Origin of the sequence: Oceanicola sp. 22II-s10i (assembly GCF_002210105.1) — a bacterium.
Classification (GTDB): domain Bacteria; phylum Pseudomonadota; class Alphaproteobacteria; order Rhodobacterales; family Rhodobacteraceae; genus Pseudooceanicola.
On the sequence record NZ_AQQU01000002.1, the window covers coordinates 164,271 to 179,289 of the forward strand.

12 protein-coding genes are annotated in these 15,019 nt (G+C 67.1%); 8 read left to right on the forward strand and 4 right to left on the reverse strand.

What is annotated here, in order from left to right:
* The 4 genes from ATO6_RS08810 to ATO6_RS08825 are packed head-to-tail and all read right to left on the reverse strand — an operon-like array spanning nucleotide 1 to nucleotide 5,147.
* A complete protein-coding gene (locus tag ATO6_RS08810) occupies nucleotides 1-1,128 on the reverse strand; it encodes a CaiB/BaiF CoA-transferase family protein (protein WP_088623620.1) in 1,128 nt (375 codons plus the stop codon).
* A complete protein-coding gene (locus ATO6_RS08815; RefSeq protein ID WP_088623621.1) occupies nucleotides 1,125-3,272 on the reverse strand; it encodes a 3-hydroxyacyl-CoA dehydrogenase NAD-binding domain-containing protein in 2,148 nt (715 codons plus the stop codon). Before ATO6_RS08815 ends, ATO6_RS08810 begins: the two co-directional genes overlap by 4 nt.
* A 20-nt stretch (nucleotides 3,273-3,292) precedes the next feature.
* Entirely contained in the window at nucleotides 3,293-4,501 is a 1,209-nt protein-coding gene (locus ATO6_RS08820) for an acetyl-CoA C-acetyltransferase (RefSeq protein ID WP_088623622.1), read from the reverse strand.
* 25 nt (nucleotides 4,502-4,526) lie between these two features.
* Entirely contained in the window at nucleotides 4,527-5,147 is a 621-nt protein-coding gene (locus ATO6_RS08825; protein WP_088623623.1) for a TetR/AcrR family transcriptional regulator, read from the reverse strand.
* Between the two features lie 141 nt (nucleotides 5,148-5,288).
* Between ATO6_RS08825 and ATO6_RS08830 the strand changes: the two genes are divergently transcribed.
* The 8 genes from ATO6_RS08830 (at nucleotide 5,289) to ATO6_RS08865 (ending at nucleotide 14,931) form a co-directional block, all read left to right on the forward strand.
* Nucleotides 5,289-6,164, forward strand: coding sequence for a branched-chain amino acid ABC transporter permease (locus ATO6_RS08830; RefSeq protein ID WP_088623624.1), 876 nt, complete (start codon nucleotides 5,289-5,291; stop codon nucleotides 6,162-6,164).
* A 3-nt stretch (nucleotides 6,165-6,167) separates the two neighbouring features.
* The gene (locus ATO6_RS08835) at nucleotides 6,168-7,262 is read left to right on the forward strand and encodes a branched-chain amino acid ABC transporter permease (RefSeq protein WP_088623625.1); all 1,095 of its coding nucleotides are present in this window, start codon (nucleotides 6,168-6,170) and stop codon (nucleotides 7,260-7,262) included.
* Nucleotides 7,259-8,029, forward strand: coding sequence for an ABC transporter ATP-binding protein (locus tag ATO6_RS08840; protein ID WP_088623626.1), 771 nt, complete (start codon nucleotides 7,259-7,261; stop codon nucleotides 8,027-8,029). Before ATO6_RS08835 ends, ATO6_RS08840 begins: the two co-directional genes overlap by 4 nt.
* Before the next feature lie 346 nt (nucleotides 8,030-8,375).
* A complete protein-coding gene (locus tag ATO6_RS08845) occupies nucleotides 8,376-9,137 on the forward strand; it encodes an ABC transporter ATP-binding protein (protein WP_088623627.1) in 762 nt (253 codons plus the stop codon).
* A complete protein-coding gene (locus ATO6_RS08850; RefSeq protein ID WP_088623628.1) occupies nucleotides 9,128-10,957 on the forward strand; it encodes a long-chain fatty acid--CoA ligase in 1,830 nt (609 codons plus the stop codon). Before ATO6_RS08845 ends, ATO6_RS08850 begins: the two co-directional genes overlap by 10 nt.
* 30 nt (nucleotides 10,958-10,987) lie before the next feature.
* Nucleotides 10,988-12,151 (forward strand): ABC transporter substrate-binding protein, encoded by a 1,164-nt coding sequence (locus tag ATO6_RS08855; RefSeq protein WP_088623629.1) that lies wholly within the window; start codon nucleotides 10,988-10,990, stop codon nucleotides 12,149-12,151.
* 84 nt (nucleotides 12,152-12,235) lie between these two features.
* A complete protein-coding gene (locus tag ATO6_RS08860) occupies nucleotides 12,236-13,393 on the forward strand; it encodes an acyl-CoA dehydrogenase family protein (RefSeq protein ID WP_088623630.1) in 1,158 nt (385 codons plus the stop codon).
* Nucleotides 13,393-14,931 carry an AMP-binding protein gene (locus tag ATO6_RS08865; protein WP_088623631.1) on the forward strand — a complete coding sequence of 513 codons (1,539 nt, stop codon included), beginning with the start codon at nucleotides 13,393-13,395 and terminating at the stop codon, nucleotides 14,929-14,931. The genes ATO6_RS08860 and ATO6_RS08865 overlap by 1 nt, the downstream gene beginning before the upstream one ends.
* Nucleotides 14,932-15,019: the final 88 nt, after the last annotated feature.

Genomic DNA, 15,019 nt, shown 5'->3' on the forward strand with positions numbered 1-15,019 from the left:
TCAGGTCAGGGTGCCGGAATCGCGCAGGGCCGCGATCCGTGTGTCGTCGTAGCCCAGTTCCGCCAGCACCTGAACGGTGTCCGCGCCGGGCGCGGGCGCCGCGCCGGGCAGGGCGGGGGCGGAACGGCTGAAACGCGGGGCAGGGGCCGCCTGCGTCACGCCGTCGAGCGTCACGAAGGTGCCGCGCTCGGCAAGGTGCGGATGCGCGGGCGCCTCGGACCATGTCAGGACCGGCGTCGCGCAGGCATCCGTGCCGTCAAAGATCGCCGCCCATTCGTCGCGGGTGCGCTGGCGGAACACCTCGGCATAGGCGTCGCGGCGGTCGGGCCACTGCCGGGCGTCCAGTTGCGTCGCGAGGTGATCCTCGGGCAGCCCGGCGAGGCGGACGAGTTCGGCAAAGAACTGCGGCTCGATCGGCCCGACCGCGATGAACTTGCCGTCCGCGCAGGCGTAGGTCCGGTAGAACGGCGCGCCGCCGTCCAGCAGGTTCGTCTCGCGCCGTTCCGACCAGTGTCCCTTGGCGAGGAAGCTGTGGACCAGCGCCATCATCGCCGAGGCGCCGTCGACCATCGCCGCGTCGACCACCTGACCGCGCCCGGAGGTCTGGCGTTCATAGAGCGCGGCCATGATCCCGAACAGCAGGAACATCGTCCCCCCGCCGTAATCCGCGCCGATGTTCAGCGGCGGCGGCGGGGCGCCGTCGGCGGTCCCGATGGCGTTCAGGAAACCGGTCAGCCCAAGATAGTTGATGTCGTGCCCTGCGGTCTGCGCCAGCGGCCCGTCCTGACCCCAGCCGGTCATGCGGGCATAGATCAGCCCCGCGTTCCGGTCGTGACAGACCTCCGGTCCCAGACCCATCCGTTCCATCACGCCGGGGCGGAAGCCCTCGATCAGCACGTCGGCCCCGGCGATCAGCGCCTGCGCCACCGCGATCCCCTCGGGCGTCTTGAGGTTCAGGGCAACCGACCGCTTGCCCCGGTTGTTGATGTCGGTCGGATCCGGATCGCCCGACCTGCGGGCGATCAGAACCACCTCGGCCCCGAGGTCGGCAAGGAACTGGCCCGCGAGGGGCGCGGGTCCAATTCCCTGCATTTCGACGACCTTCAGACCGGCAAGCGGCCCGCTCATGCCGCCTTTGCCGTGCTGTCGCGCAGCCGGTCATAGATGGCATCCGGCACCGCGAAGCGGTCGCCGTACAGCTCCGCCAGCTCCTTCGCGCGGGCCTTGAACGCGTCCACGCCTTCGCCCCGGATGAACTGGATCGCCCCGCCGGTCCATGCCGGGAAGCCGATGGCGAAGATGCCGCCGAGGTTCGCCTCGACCTCGGTGTTCAGCACGCCTTCGTCGAGGCAGCGCAGCGTCTCGATGGCCTGACGGTAGAGGATGCGGTCGACCGCGTCCTCGAGCGGCACATCGACATTGCCGCGCGCGAACTGCGCCAGATCGGGCCAGAGCGTCCGCTTGCCCGCGCTGTCGTAGTCGTAGAAGCCGCCGCCGTACTGGCGCCCGCCGCGCCCCATCTCGATCATCCGGTCGGTGACCTCGCGGGTGGCGGTGTTGTGATGGCCGAAGCCGCTGTCGACCCCGAGCCGCTGGTCCAGCGCCTCGTGCGTCTTACGGACCTTCTGGCCGAGGATCAGCGAGACCTCGTCGAAGACCTGCAGCGGCCCGACCGGCATGCCCGCCAGCCACGACGCGCGTTCGATGGCCGCAGGCGCCATGCCGTCGACCAGCAGCTGACAGCCTTCGTCCATGAACGTCCCGAACACGCGAGAGGTGAAGAACCCGCGGGAGTCATTCACCACTATCGGCATGTAGCCGATCTGCTGGACGTAGTCGTAGGCCTTGCGCAGCGTCTCTTCGCTGGTCTTCTCGCCCATGATGATCTCGACCACCTTCATCTTGTCGACGGGGCTGAAGAAATGCAGCCCGATGAAGCGGGTCGGATCCGGGCAGGCCTCGGCCAGGATCGAGATCGGCAGGGTCGAGGTGTTGGACCCGTAGATCCCGTCAGGCGACAGCATTGGCCATGTGTCGGCGATGACCTTTTCCTTCAGGTCGATGTCCTCGAACACCGCCTCGATCACGATGTCCACGCTGCCGGGTTCGGCATTCTCCGTCGCGGGGGTGATCTGGTCCAGCAGGGCGACCTTGGCGGCATCGTCCATGCGGCCGCGCTTGATCGCCTTGTCGCAGAGCTTTTCCGAATAGCCCTTGCCCTTCTCGGCATTGGCCATCTCGGTGTCCTTCAGCCGGGTCGGCAGGCCGCGCTTGGCATGGGCATAAGCGATGCCCGATCCCATCATCCCCGCGCCGAGGACCACGGCATTGCCGGCCTTCCAGTGATCGCCCGCCGGGCGCACCTTGCCGGACTTGATCGCCTGCATGCCGAAGAAGAAGGTCGAGATCGCCGCCTTGGCTTCTTTCGATGCCATCAGCCCGATGAACCGCCGCGTCTCCATCCGCAGCGCCGCGTCGAAGTTCATCCGCATGGAGTTGACCGCGACGTCGAGGATCTTCTCGGGCGCCGGAAGCCGTCCGCGCGTCTTCTGGTAGAGCATCGCCGACGACACCTGGATGATCTGGCGCACCTTGGGATGCAGCGCGTCGCCGCCGGGATAGCGGAAGCCCTTCTGGTCCCACGGCTGGACGGCGGCATCGGGGTTGGCCTTGATCCATGCTTTGGCGGCGGGGATCAGATCGTCTTTCGTCGCCACGATCTCGTCCACCATGCCCGCCTTGAGCGCCTCGGCGGGCTGCGCCTGTTTGCCTTCCAGCAGATAGGGCAGGGCCTTTTCCAGCCCCAGAAGCGCCGTCAGCCGCACCACGCCGCCTGCGCCGGGCAGCAGGCCCAGCGTGACCTCGGGCAGGCCGACGACGGCCTTGGGGCTGTCCACGACGATGCGCCGGTTGCACGACAGGCACAGCTCGTATCCGCCGCCGAGCGCCGCGCCGTTGATCGCGGCGACGACCGGGACCGGCAGTTTTTCCAGCCGCCGGTAGGTGCCCTTGCTGGCCTCAATGGCGGCGAATTCGCGTTCGGTCGCCTCGGTCGTGGCGAGGATGTTGTTCAGGTCGCCGCCCGCGAAGAAGGTCGACTTGGCCGAGGCAAAGACGACGCCTGTCAGGCCCCCTTCGGCCTCCAGCCGTTCGCAGACCGCGCGCATGCCCGGTTCGAACCGGTCGTTCATCGTGTTGGCGTTCTGGCCCTGCATGTCGAGCGTGACCGTGACGATGCCGTCGGCATCCTTTTCGTAGATGAAATCTTCCATGTGGTCCTCCCTCCGGTCCGTCACAGGCGTTCGATGATGGACGCGATGCCCATGCCGCCGCCGACGCACATGCAGATGAGCGCGCGCTTCTGGTTCCGGCGTTCCAGCTCGTCCAGCATGGTCGAGACGAGGCAGCCGCCGGTGGCGCCCAGCGGGTGGCCCATGGCGATGGCGCCGCCGACGACGTTCAGCTTTTCGTCCGGCACGTTCAGGTCGCGCTGAAGGCGCAGGGCGACGGAGGCGAAGGCTTCGTTGATCTCGACAAGGTCGATGTCGTCGATGGTCAGCCCGGCCTTGGCCAGCGCCTTTTCCGACGCGGGGCCGGGGCCCGTCAGCATGATCGTGGGATCCGTCGCGGTCAGCGCGATGGACACGACACGGCCGCGCGGCGTCAGGCCCAGATCCTTGCCCGCCCGTTCGTTGCCCACCATCACCAGCGACGCGCCGTCCACGATGCCCGAGGAGTTGCCCGGCGTGTGGACGTGGTTGATCCGTTCGACCTGCGGATACTTGGCCAGCGCCACGGCGTCGAAGCCCATGGAGCCGGGGATTTCGAAGCTGGCCTTCAGTGCGCCCAGCTTCTGCATGTCGGTGTCGGCCTTGATGAAATCGTCGCGCTGCAGGATCGTGATCCCGTTCTCGTCCTTCACCGGCACGACCGAGCGGTCGAACCACCCCGAGTCGCGGGCATGGGCCGCGCGTTTCTGGCTTTCCAGCGCGAACGCGTCGACGTCGTCACGGCTCCAGCCCTCGATGGTGGCGATCAGGTCGGCGCCGATGCCCTGCGGGACAAAGCCGGTCTTGATCGCGGTTTCGGGATCCTCGGCGAAGGGGCCGCCATCGGCGCCCATGGGCACGCGGGACATTGATTCGTAGCCGCCCGCGCAGACCAGATCCTCCCACCCCGACGCGACCTTGGCTGCGGCGGTGTTGAAGGTGTCGAGGCCGGAGGCGCAGAAGCGGTTGACCTGTGCGCCGGGTACCTTTTCGTCCCAGCCGGCCTTCTGCAGCGCGATCTTGGGCAGCACCGCACCCTGTTCCATGACCGGCATCACGCAGCCCAGCATGACGTCGTCGACGCGGCTGGTGTCGAGGTCGTGGCGCTGCTGCATCTCCTCAAGCAGCGTGGTCACGAGGTTGATCGGCTTGACCTCGTGCAGCGTCCCGTCGGGCTTGCCCTTGGAGCGCGGCGTGCGGATTGCGTCGTAGATATAGGCTGCTTCAGCCATGGCTTCCTCCCATGAAACCCTGCTGTCAGGCCGCGTCGAACACGGTCATTCTGGGCAGGGGGTCCAGTTCCTTCTGAGTGATGTCGCGCGCCTCGGCCCGGTCGATGCCGAGCCCGCGCAGGATGATTTCCGCGGTGTCGCTGCCGGCCTGCCGCCATGTCCGGTGCCCGTCCAGCACCAGCGTCATCGCACCGAAGGTCGCGCCGCCCGCGCTGGCGGTGATCGACGCGATCTGGTCGCGGTGAAAGGTGAACCGGCCCGAGGCGAGGCCGCGGCGCAACTCGTCCGCGGGCATGGTGCCCCAGAACTGGCCGAGTCGCGGCTCCAGCATCGCGTAGCGGGCGATGAAGCGGCCCCAGTGCGGTTCCTCGTGCACCCGCCGGACGCAGAGCCGGATCGACGCCGCGATCTTCTCGGCCGGATCCTTCATCGCGGCCGTGGCCTCGGTGATCGAGCTCGCGAATTCCTCGGACACCGTGTCGCAAACGGAGATGAAGAGCGCGGTCGGATCGTCGAGATTGTTGTAGATCGTGCCACGCGACAGCCCCGCCTCGCGGGCGAGGTCGCTGACCGCGACGCTCGTCCCGCCGTTCACGGCGAACAGGCGCATGGCGGCCTGATGGATGCGGAGCGTCGCCGTGTTCATTGCCTCGGGGTCACCATTAAAATCACTGTTGACTGAAATTGAACACGAGTGTTTAAATCGTGTCAACAGCGTTCATCGCCGCAGGGGAGGAGACGGCATGAGGACCCGCAAGGGAGGCGCGATTGCGCCCTGGCTCCTTTGATGGAGCTGCTTCAACTCATCATCGGCGGACTTGCCAACGGGTGCATCTACGGCCTCGTCGCGCTTGGCTTCGTCATGATCTACAAGGCCAGCGAAGGCGTGAACTTCGCGCAGGGCGACATGATGATGCTCGGCGCGTTCATCGCGCTCGGCTTCGGCAATTCCGACGAAATGGGTCTGCCCTTCTTCATCGCGGTGATTCTGGCGATGGTCCTGATGTTCGGCATCGGCTGGGGGGTGGAACGCGTCGTCGTCCGCCGGATCTTCGGCCAGCCGCAATTCGCGCTGGTGATCCTGACCATCGCGCTCGGCTTCGTCTTCCGTTTCGTCGCGGGCTCGATCTGGGGCTACACGCCGCTGGTGCTGGAAACGCCCTTTGCCGGTCAGAACCTGCGCGGCGGCGGCATCGTGATATCGCTCGCCGACCTCGTGACCATCGGCGTCACGCTGGTGCTGACCATCGCGCTCTGGGCCTTCTTCGCCTTCACCAAGATCGGACTGGCGGCGCAGGCGGCCTCGCAGAACCAGATGGCGGCCTATATCGTCGGCGTGCCGGTCATGCGCATCAACTCGCTGATATGGGGGCTGTCCGGGGCCGTGGCCACCGTTGCGGGCGTGCTCTACGCCACGCGCGGGGCGATCGATCCCAACATCGGCCTGCTGGGCATCAAGGCCTTCGCCGCCGCCGTGATCGGGGGCCTCGGGTCGCTGCCGGGCGCGCTGCTCGGCGGGCTGATCATCGGCGTGGTCGAGCCGGTCGCGGGCCGCTACGCGCCGGGCGAACTGGCCAAGATGTCGCCCTACATCATCATGCTGATCGTCCTCGTGACCCGTCCCGGCGGTCTCTTCAGCCAGATCCAGATGAAGAAGGTCTGAGCCATGAGAGTCGTCTTCAAGACCAGCTACAACCGCGACATCGACCTGCACGAACACGGGCAGAGCCGGGGCAAGATCGCCCTGCTGGCCGCGATCATGATCGCGCTGCCGTTCCTCGTCGGCGACTACTACCTCGCCGAGGCCGCCAACACCCTGATCTGGGCGCTGGCGGGCATGGGACTGATGGTGGCGGTGGGCCATACCGGGCAGGTCAGCCTTGGCCATGCCGCCTTCCTTGCCATCGGCGCCTATGCGGACTCGGCGCTGATGAACGCGGGCCTGCCCTTCGTCATCAGCTTTCCGGTCGCGGGGCTGATCACCGGCCTTTTCGGGGCGCTGATCGCGGTGCCGGCGGTGCGGATGTCGGGCATATACCTCGCCATCGCGACGCTGGCCGTCTTTGCCATCGTCGAGGAACTGGTGATCCTGCTGGAGCCGATCACCGGCGGGGTGGGGGGCATCATGGCGCCGTCGATCACGATCCTCGGGATCAGCTTCGACCGCTACGGGGCGCTCGATCACTTCTACTGGCTGTGCCTGGCCATCGTGGCGCTGGTGACGTGGGGCTACGCGAACCTGATGCGCAGCCCGACGGGCCGGTCATTCCTTGCCGTGCGCGACAGCGAGGTGTCGGCCCGCGCGCTGGGCATCAACGTGACGCGGACGCGGGCGCTGGCGTTCGGCCTGTCGTCCGGTGTCACCGGCCTCGCCGGGGCGCTGATGGGGCACTACATCGGGTTCTTCAACTACGAGCTGTTCTCGATCTTCATCTCGATCAACCTGCTGCTGGTGGTGACGATCGGCGGTCTCGGCTTCATCCAGGGTGCGTTCCTCGGGGCGATCCTGATCACGGCGGTGCCGCAGCTGATCTCGATCATGCGCGACAACCTCGTATCGGTTGGGATCGACCTGTCGGGCATTCCCGGCCTCGACACGATGATCTTCTCGCTGATCCTGATCGGCTTCATCATCTATGAGCCGACCGGCCTCTACGGCCGCTGGCTGAAGATCCGGACGTGGTTCGAGATCTTCCCGCTGGCGCGCAAGGACATGTTCCGCCGCCAGAAGTCCTACCTCAAGACGGAGCGGATGCGATGAGCCTTCTGGAAGTTCAGGATCTCGCCATCCACTTCGGCGGGGTGAAGGCGGTGGACGGGGTGTCGTTCGACGTCGCGCCGGGCGAGGTCTTTGCCATCATCGGCCCGAACGGGGCGGGCAAGTCGACGATCTTCAACCTGATCAGCCGGGTCTACAACCCGACGCGGGGGACGATCCGGTTCGACGGGCAGGACATCACCGGGCTCAAGGCGCATGACATCGCCGGTCTGGGGATCGCGCGCACGTTCCAGAACATCGAGCTGTTCGATCATTCGACCGTGCTCGACAACCTGCTGATGGGGCGGCACACGCACCGGGCGACGAACTTTGTGCAGGACATCCTGTTCCTGCCCAAGGTCCGGCGCGAGGAGCGCGAGCATCGCCGCCGGGTCGAGCAGGTGATCGAGTTCCTCGAGCTTGAAGCCTACCGCAAGAAGATGATCGCAGGTCTGCCCTACGGGGTCCGCAAGGTGGTCGAGATCGGCCGCGCGCTGGCCATCGGGCCGCGGCTGATCCTGCTGGACGAACCGGCCTCGGGCCTCTCGGTCGAGGAGACGCGGGACGTCGCTTTCTGGATCGAGGACATGCGCCGCGACATGGGTCTGACGGTGCTGATGGTGGAGCATGACATGAGCCTCGTGAACCAGGTCTCCGACCGGGTGCTGGCGGTGGCGAACGGTCAGCCGCTGGCGCTCGGTTCGCCTGCGGAGGTGCAGGCGCATCCGGACGTGATGGCGGCCTACCTCGGGACGGGGGCGGCGGCATGATGCGGGTCGTGAGGAGCGATGAGCGGAGGCCACGTCCGTTGGTTGCGCGCTTTGGATGGTTGGTGGCCGGGGCATCGTCGCAAGAGCGCGTATCGCCGGACCGGGCGGCAGCTGCGACGCCGATCGTGGTAGGCGATAATCGTCGCGCCCTTCCCTTGGGTGGGCGCTTCGGAACGGCCTTGGTCGGCGCTTTATCTCAAAAGCCCAGGGCTACGGCCGAGCGGCGAGTGACATCGCCAATGCGCCCTCCCGGGGGGAGGGGAGGGCGCGGCGCGGGCTGGTCGCCCGCGCCATGGAGCGAACGGAGAGCATTCGCGTTTGACCGTACCGGAACGGAGGCCCAGCGATGACCGTCCTCTCCGTCCGCAACCTCGAAACCTTCTATGGCGCGATCATGGCCCTGCGGGGCGTCTCCATCGACGTGGACGAGGGCGAGATCGTCACCATCCTTGGCGCGAACGGGGCCGGCAAGACGACCCTGATGAAGACCATCGCCGGCCTGATGGATCCCGAGAAGGGCACCATCAGCTTCATGGGCGACCCGATCGCCGGGCTCGACCCCGACCGCGTCGTCCGCAAGGGCATCGCCCTCGTCCCCGAGGGGCGCGAGGTCTTTCCCTACCTCACCATCGAGGAGAACCTGAAGCTCGGCGCCTTCACCCGCAGCGACAGCACGGCCGAGGATCTGGAACTGGTCTATTCCTACTTCCCGATCCTCAAGGAGCGCCGCAAGCAGGCGGCGGGTTTCCTGTCCGGCGGGCAGCAGCAGATGCTGGCCATCGGGCGCGGCCTGATGGCGCGGCCCAAGCTGATGATGCTGGACGAACCCAGCCTCGGCCTGTCGCCGCTGCTGACGCAGGAAATCTTTGCCATCATCGCAAGGCTGAACGCCGAACAGGGCGTCACCATGCTGCTGGTCGAGCAGAACGCGCATATCGCGCTGGCGACGGCCCACAAGGGCTACGTGCTGGAAATGGGGCGGATCGTCATGGCGGGCCCGACCGAAAAGCTGCGCGCCTCGGACGACATCCAGGAATTCTACCTCGGACGCTCGGGCGAGACGCAGCGCGACCAGAAACGCTGGAAGAGGCGCAAGACATGGAGATGAGCCGCGTGAACCCCGCCGACCTTCTCAGCTTCGACGGGCATGAGACGATCACCTCGCTCTGGGCCGACCGTTGCGCGAAATACGGCGACCGGGTCGCGCACCGCGAAAAGGAGCTCGGGATCTGGCAGGCCTATTCCTGGCGCGACTATTACGACAGCGCCCGCAAGATCGGGCGGGCGCTGATGAAACTGGGCGTCCGCAAGGGCGAGCCGGTGCTGATCCTCGCCGAGGACCGGCGCGAGTGGCTGTATGTCGACCTTGCCGCCGCCGCCATCGGCGCGATCCCGGCGGGCGTCTACACCACCGACAGCGCGTCGCAGCTGGCCTATCTGGCGAACGACAGCGGCGCGCGGGTTCTGTTCGTGGAAAACGACGAACAGCTGGACAAATACCTCGCCGCCCGTGCCGACATGCCGGGTGTCGAGACGGTCGTCGTCATGGACCGCGAAGGGCTGGCCGATTTCTCGGACCCGCAGGTGGTTTTCCTCGACCAGGTCTATTCATTGGGCGAGGCCGAGGAACGGCGCGAGCCGGGGCTGTTCGAGGCGGCGATGCAGACGATCCGCCCCGAGGATCCGCGGATGCTGATCTATACCTCCGGGACGACCGGGCCGCCCAAGGGCGCGATGATCACGCACCGGAACATGATCTTCCAGCTGGCCTCGGGGCAGCAGTGCCTCGAGTTCTACGAGACCGACAACCTGCTGTGCTTCCTGCCGCTGTGCCACGTGCTGGAACGGCTGGTCTCGGTCGAGGCGCCGATCGCCAACGGCTGCATCGTGAACTTTGCCGAGAGCCCGGAGACGGTCTTCGACAACCTGCAGGAGGTCAGTCCCGACAGCTTCTCCGGCGTGCCGCGGATCTGGGAAAAGGTCTATTCCCGCGTGATGATCCTGCGGTCCGAGGCCGGGTTCATCGGGGCAAGGGCCTTTGACTGGGCGCTGGCCACCGGCGACCGCTACGCGCGCGCTGAGAACCCCGGCTTCGGCCTCAAGCTGGCCCACGCGGTCGCGGATTTCGCCGTCCTGTCAAACCTGCGCCGGATGCTGGGCTTTGCCAACGCGCGGCGGGTGACGTCGGGCGCCGCCCCGATCTCGCCCGACCTGATCCAGTGGTTCGCCGCGCTCGGCGTGCCGCTGATCGAGGGCTACGGCATGACCGAAACCTCGGGCGTGGCGACGATCAACACCGTCCGCGACAACCGCATCGGCACGGTCGGCCCGGCGCTGCCCGGTGTCAAACTGAAGATCGACGACAACGGCGAACTGCTGGTCGGCGGCCCCTGCGTCTTTGGCGGCTACTGGAACAAGCCGGAAAAGACCGCAGAGACGATGACCGAGGACGGCTGGCTGCGCACCGGCGACGTCGGACGGATCGGCAACGACGGATCGCTGACGATCACCGGGCGGCTCAAGGACATCATCATCACGGCGGGAGGCAAGAACATCACGCCCGCCGAGATCGAGTCGAAGCTCAAGTTCAGCCCCTACGTCAGCGACGCGGTGGTGATCGGGGACCGGCGGAAATACCTGACCTGCCTCGTGATGATCGACCAGGAGAACGTCGAGAAATTCGCGCAGGACCGGCAGATCCCGTTCTCGGACTTCGCCTCGCTCACCCGCGCGCCCGAGGTGCGGGAGCTGATCGGCGGCGTCGTGGCCGAGACGAACAAGGCCTTCGCGCAGGTCGAGCAGATCAAGGATTTCCGCCTGATCGACATCCTGCTGACGGCCGAGGACGAGGAGCTGACGCCGACCATGAAGCTGAAACGGAATTTCGTGAACCAGCGCCACGCGGCGCTGATCGACGAGATGTACTGACCCGAACGAGGTCACATAAGGGAGGACCGAATGAAATACCTGAAATCACTGGCCGCCGCCGCGACGCTGGCCGCGTCGCCGCTGCTGGCGCAGACACCGGGTGTCACGGACACCGAGATCAAGCTGGGCGGCGCGCATGACCTGTCCGGCATCTTTGCCCCGTTCTCGGTCCCGGCTGTCGCCGCGGCCAAGCAGTACTTCGACGAGGTGAACGCCAAGGGCGGCGTGCATGGTCGCAAGATCACCTATATCGTCGAGGATCACGGCTATCAGGTGCCGCGCGCCGCGCAGGCCGCGAACAAGCTGATCAACCGCGACCAGGTCTTCGCGATGCTGCTGAACCTCGGCACGCCGCACAACCTCGCGATGTTCCAGATGATGGAGCCGCAGGGCATCCCGAACGTGTCGCCGATCACCGCCGCGCGGCAGATGATCGACCCGCCCGCACCGTGGAAATTCGCGGGCACCGCGTCCTACTACGACGCGGTCAAGGCGGCGATCGCCTACATGCAGGAGAACGAGGGCACCAAGAAGGTCTGCCTGATGATCCTGCCGACCGACTTCGGCAAGGAGATCGAGGCCGCGGTTCACGAGTTGGCAGATGGCGGCAGCATCGAGCTGGGCGCCGAGATCGGGCACAAGCCGGACGAGGCGGACTTCACCGGCGCGCTCGGCAAGGTCAGGGAATCCGGTTGTGACACCGTGGGCATGGCGCTTGGCATCAGCCAGATGATCAACGCCATCGCCACCGCGCGCAAGCTGGGCATGGACGATCTGAAGTTCATGCTGTCGAGCGCCGGTTTCCACACCGTCGTCGCCAAGGGCCTGGCCCAGCAGGGCGTGATGGACGGCGTCTATTCCGCCGCCGGCTGGCAGGATCTGGAGGCCCGTCTGGGCGATCCCGAGGTGGCCGCATGGGTCGAGGCCTACAAGGCCGCGACCGGCGAAGCCTATCCCGGCACCGGCGCACTGCTTGGCCGCGCGGGCGCGGGCATCATGGTCGCAGCACTCGAAGCGGCCGGTCCCGACCTGACCCGCGAGAGCTTCATCAAGGCGATGGAGACGCTGGACTACGAGGACAAGATCGCGGGCAACCACGTCGACTTCAGCGCCGAGGATCACGAGGCCGCCGACGAGATCTTCGTCAACAAGATCGAAAACGGCTCGTGGAAGCTGGTGCAGACCATCGAGTGACCGATCCGGCGGGGCGGCCCCGTGCCGCCCTGCCAACCCCAAGTTTCCGAACAGTTTTTCCACCCTCATCAGCCGGAGGCCCCGATGCTGAACCGAACGATCTATGACGAAGAACACGAGATTTTCCGGAAATCCGTCCGGGCCTGGGCCGAGGCGGAGGTGTTTCCCCACAACGAGGCGTGGCGCGAGGCGGGCTGCGTCAGCCGCGACGTCTGGAAAAGCGCGGGCGCGCAGGGCTTTCTCTGCATGTATGCCGACGAACAGTATGGCGGGCTGGGGCTGAAGGATTTCCGCTACGACATGATCCTGTGCGAAGAGATCGGGCCGCGTGAACCGGGCCTGTTCCTCGGGCTGCACAACCGGATCGTCGGCCCCTACCTGCAGAATTTCGCCAGCGACGAACAGCGCGAGAAATACATGCCGGGCGTCGTCTCGGGCGACACGATCCTCGCCATCGCGATGACCGAACCGGGAACGGGGTCGGACCTTGCGGGCATCCGCACCCGCGCGGTCGAGCACGAGGATCACTGGGTCCTCAACGGCTCCAAGACCTACATTTCGAACGGCTTCCTGACCGATCTCGTGCTGGTCGCCGCCAAGACCAATCCCGACGCCAGCCACGAGGTCGGGCTGTTCTGGGTCGAGAACGGCACGCCGGGGTTCGAGCGTGGCCGCAACCTCAAGAAGGTCGGGCTGGAAAGCCAGGACACGGCCGAGCTGTTCTTTCAGGACGTGAAGGTTCCCAAGGCCAACGTGCTGGGCAACCCCAGGGGCGGCTTCAAGACGATGATGATGAACCTCGCCGAGGAACGCCTGATCGGCGCCGTCGGCTTCGTCGCGCGGGCCGAACACGCCTTCAACATCACGATGGACTTCATCATGGAGCGCCGCGCCTTCGGCCGGGCGATCGGCACGTTCCAGAACTCGCGCTTCAAGATGGCGTCGATGCGGACCGAGCTGGATGCCGCATGGGCGCTGACCGACCACTGCGTGCGCGAACACATGGCGGGCCGCCTGAGCGCCGAGATGGCCGCCGAGGCCAAGCTCTACACTTCCGAGGTCGAGGGCCGGGTGGTGGATGAATGCCTGCAGCTGCACGGCGGCGCGGGCTACATGGACGAATACGAGATCAGCCGCCTTTACCGCGATGCCCGGATCAGCCGAATCTACGCGGGCACGTCGGAGATCATGCGCGAGATCATCGGGCGCGGTCTGGGCCTCGACGACCGGCAGCGGAACTGATGGCCGGGCTCAGCCTGACACAGCCGCTGGAAAAGGCGCGGGACGAGCGGCCCGAGGGGCTGTTCACCGTCTTCGGCGACCGGCGGCGGACCAACGCGCAGGCGGTCGACCGGATCGCCCGGCTGGCGGGCGCGCTGGAGGGGCGGGGTGTCGGGCCGGGCGACCGGGTGGCGATGCTGGCGGCCAATTCCGACCGCTTCGTCGAATACGTCTTCGCCACCCTCTGGGCGGGCGGCGTGATCAACCCGGTCAACGCCCGCTGGTCCGCGCAGGAGATGGCGTTTTCGTTCACGGACAGCGACACCCGTGTGCTGATCGTGGACGATGCCTTCGCCCCCATGGTGGCGGAGCTGCGCGGCCTCGCGCCGAACCTGACGCATGTGATCCATGCGGGTGACGGGGCCGCGCCTGAAGGCATGGAAGGCTGGGAGGCGCTGATCGCGGCGCATGACCCGGTCGCGGACGCGGGCCGGTCGGGCGACGACATGGCCGCGCTGCTCTACACCGGCGGGACGACCGGGCGGCCCAAGGGGGTGATGCTGTCGCATGCGGCCATCGCCACCTGCGCGCTGTCGCTGACCGCCGCCGCGCCCAATGGCGGCGACGCGCCGGGGCTGCATGTCGCGCCGTTCTTCCACATCGGCGGGGTGGGGGTGATCTTCCAGTTCGCCTTCCGCCGCGCGCCGCAAGTCATCATGCCCGCCTTCGATCCCGGCGAGGCGCTGCGGCTGATCGAGGCCGAACGGATCGGCGACATCTTCGTCGTCCCCACCATGCTGCGCTGGCTGCTGGACCATCCCGACATGGCCCGGCGCGACCTGTCCTCTCTGGTGTCGATCCGCTACGGCGCGGCCCCCATCGACACGGCGCTCTTGGCCCGTGCGATGAAGGCGATCCCGACGGCGGGGTTCATGCAGGTCTACGGCCAGACCGAGTTCGCCCCAGTCGTCACCTGCCTGCCGCCGGACGATCACTTCGGCCCCGGCGCCGAAAGCCGCCTGACCTCGGCCGGGCGGCCGCTGCCGACGGCGACAGTGCGGATCGTGGACGAGGACCGTCAGCCGGTGCCCGTGGGAACGGTTGGCGAGATCGCGGTGAAGGGGCCGCAGCAGATGCTGGGCTACTGGAACCGCCCCGAGGAGACGGCGAAGGCGCTGTCGGGCGGCTGGCTCTTCACCGGCGACGCCGGGTTCATGGACGCGGCGGGTTATCTGCACGTGGTCGACCGGGTGAAGGACATGATCGTCACGGGGGGCGAGAACGTCTACTCCGCCGAGGTCGAGAATGCGCTCTCCACCATGCCCGGCATCGCCGCCTGCGCCGTGGTGGCGGCCCCGGACGAGGTCTATGGCGAACGGGTCCACGCGGTGATCGTCCCCGCACCGGGGGCGCAGATCGCGCTGGACGCCGTGCGCGACCACTGCAAGGCGAGCATCGCAGGCTACAAGGCGCCGCGGTCGATCTCGGTCGTGACGGAACTGCCCCTGTCGCCCGCGGGCAAGGTGCTGAAACACGTGTTGCGGGCGGAGCTGTCGTGACGCGGCAGGTGGTGCGCAACCCGCCCGGAATCAAGCCGAAGGCGCCGGGCGACCGCCGTCCCGCCCCCCGGGGCGGCGGTTGGCTGCC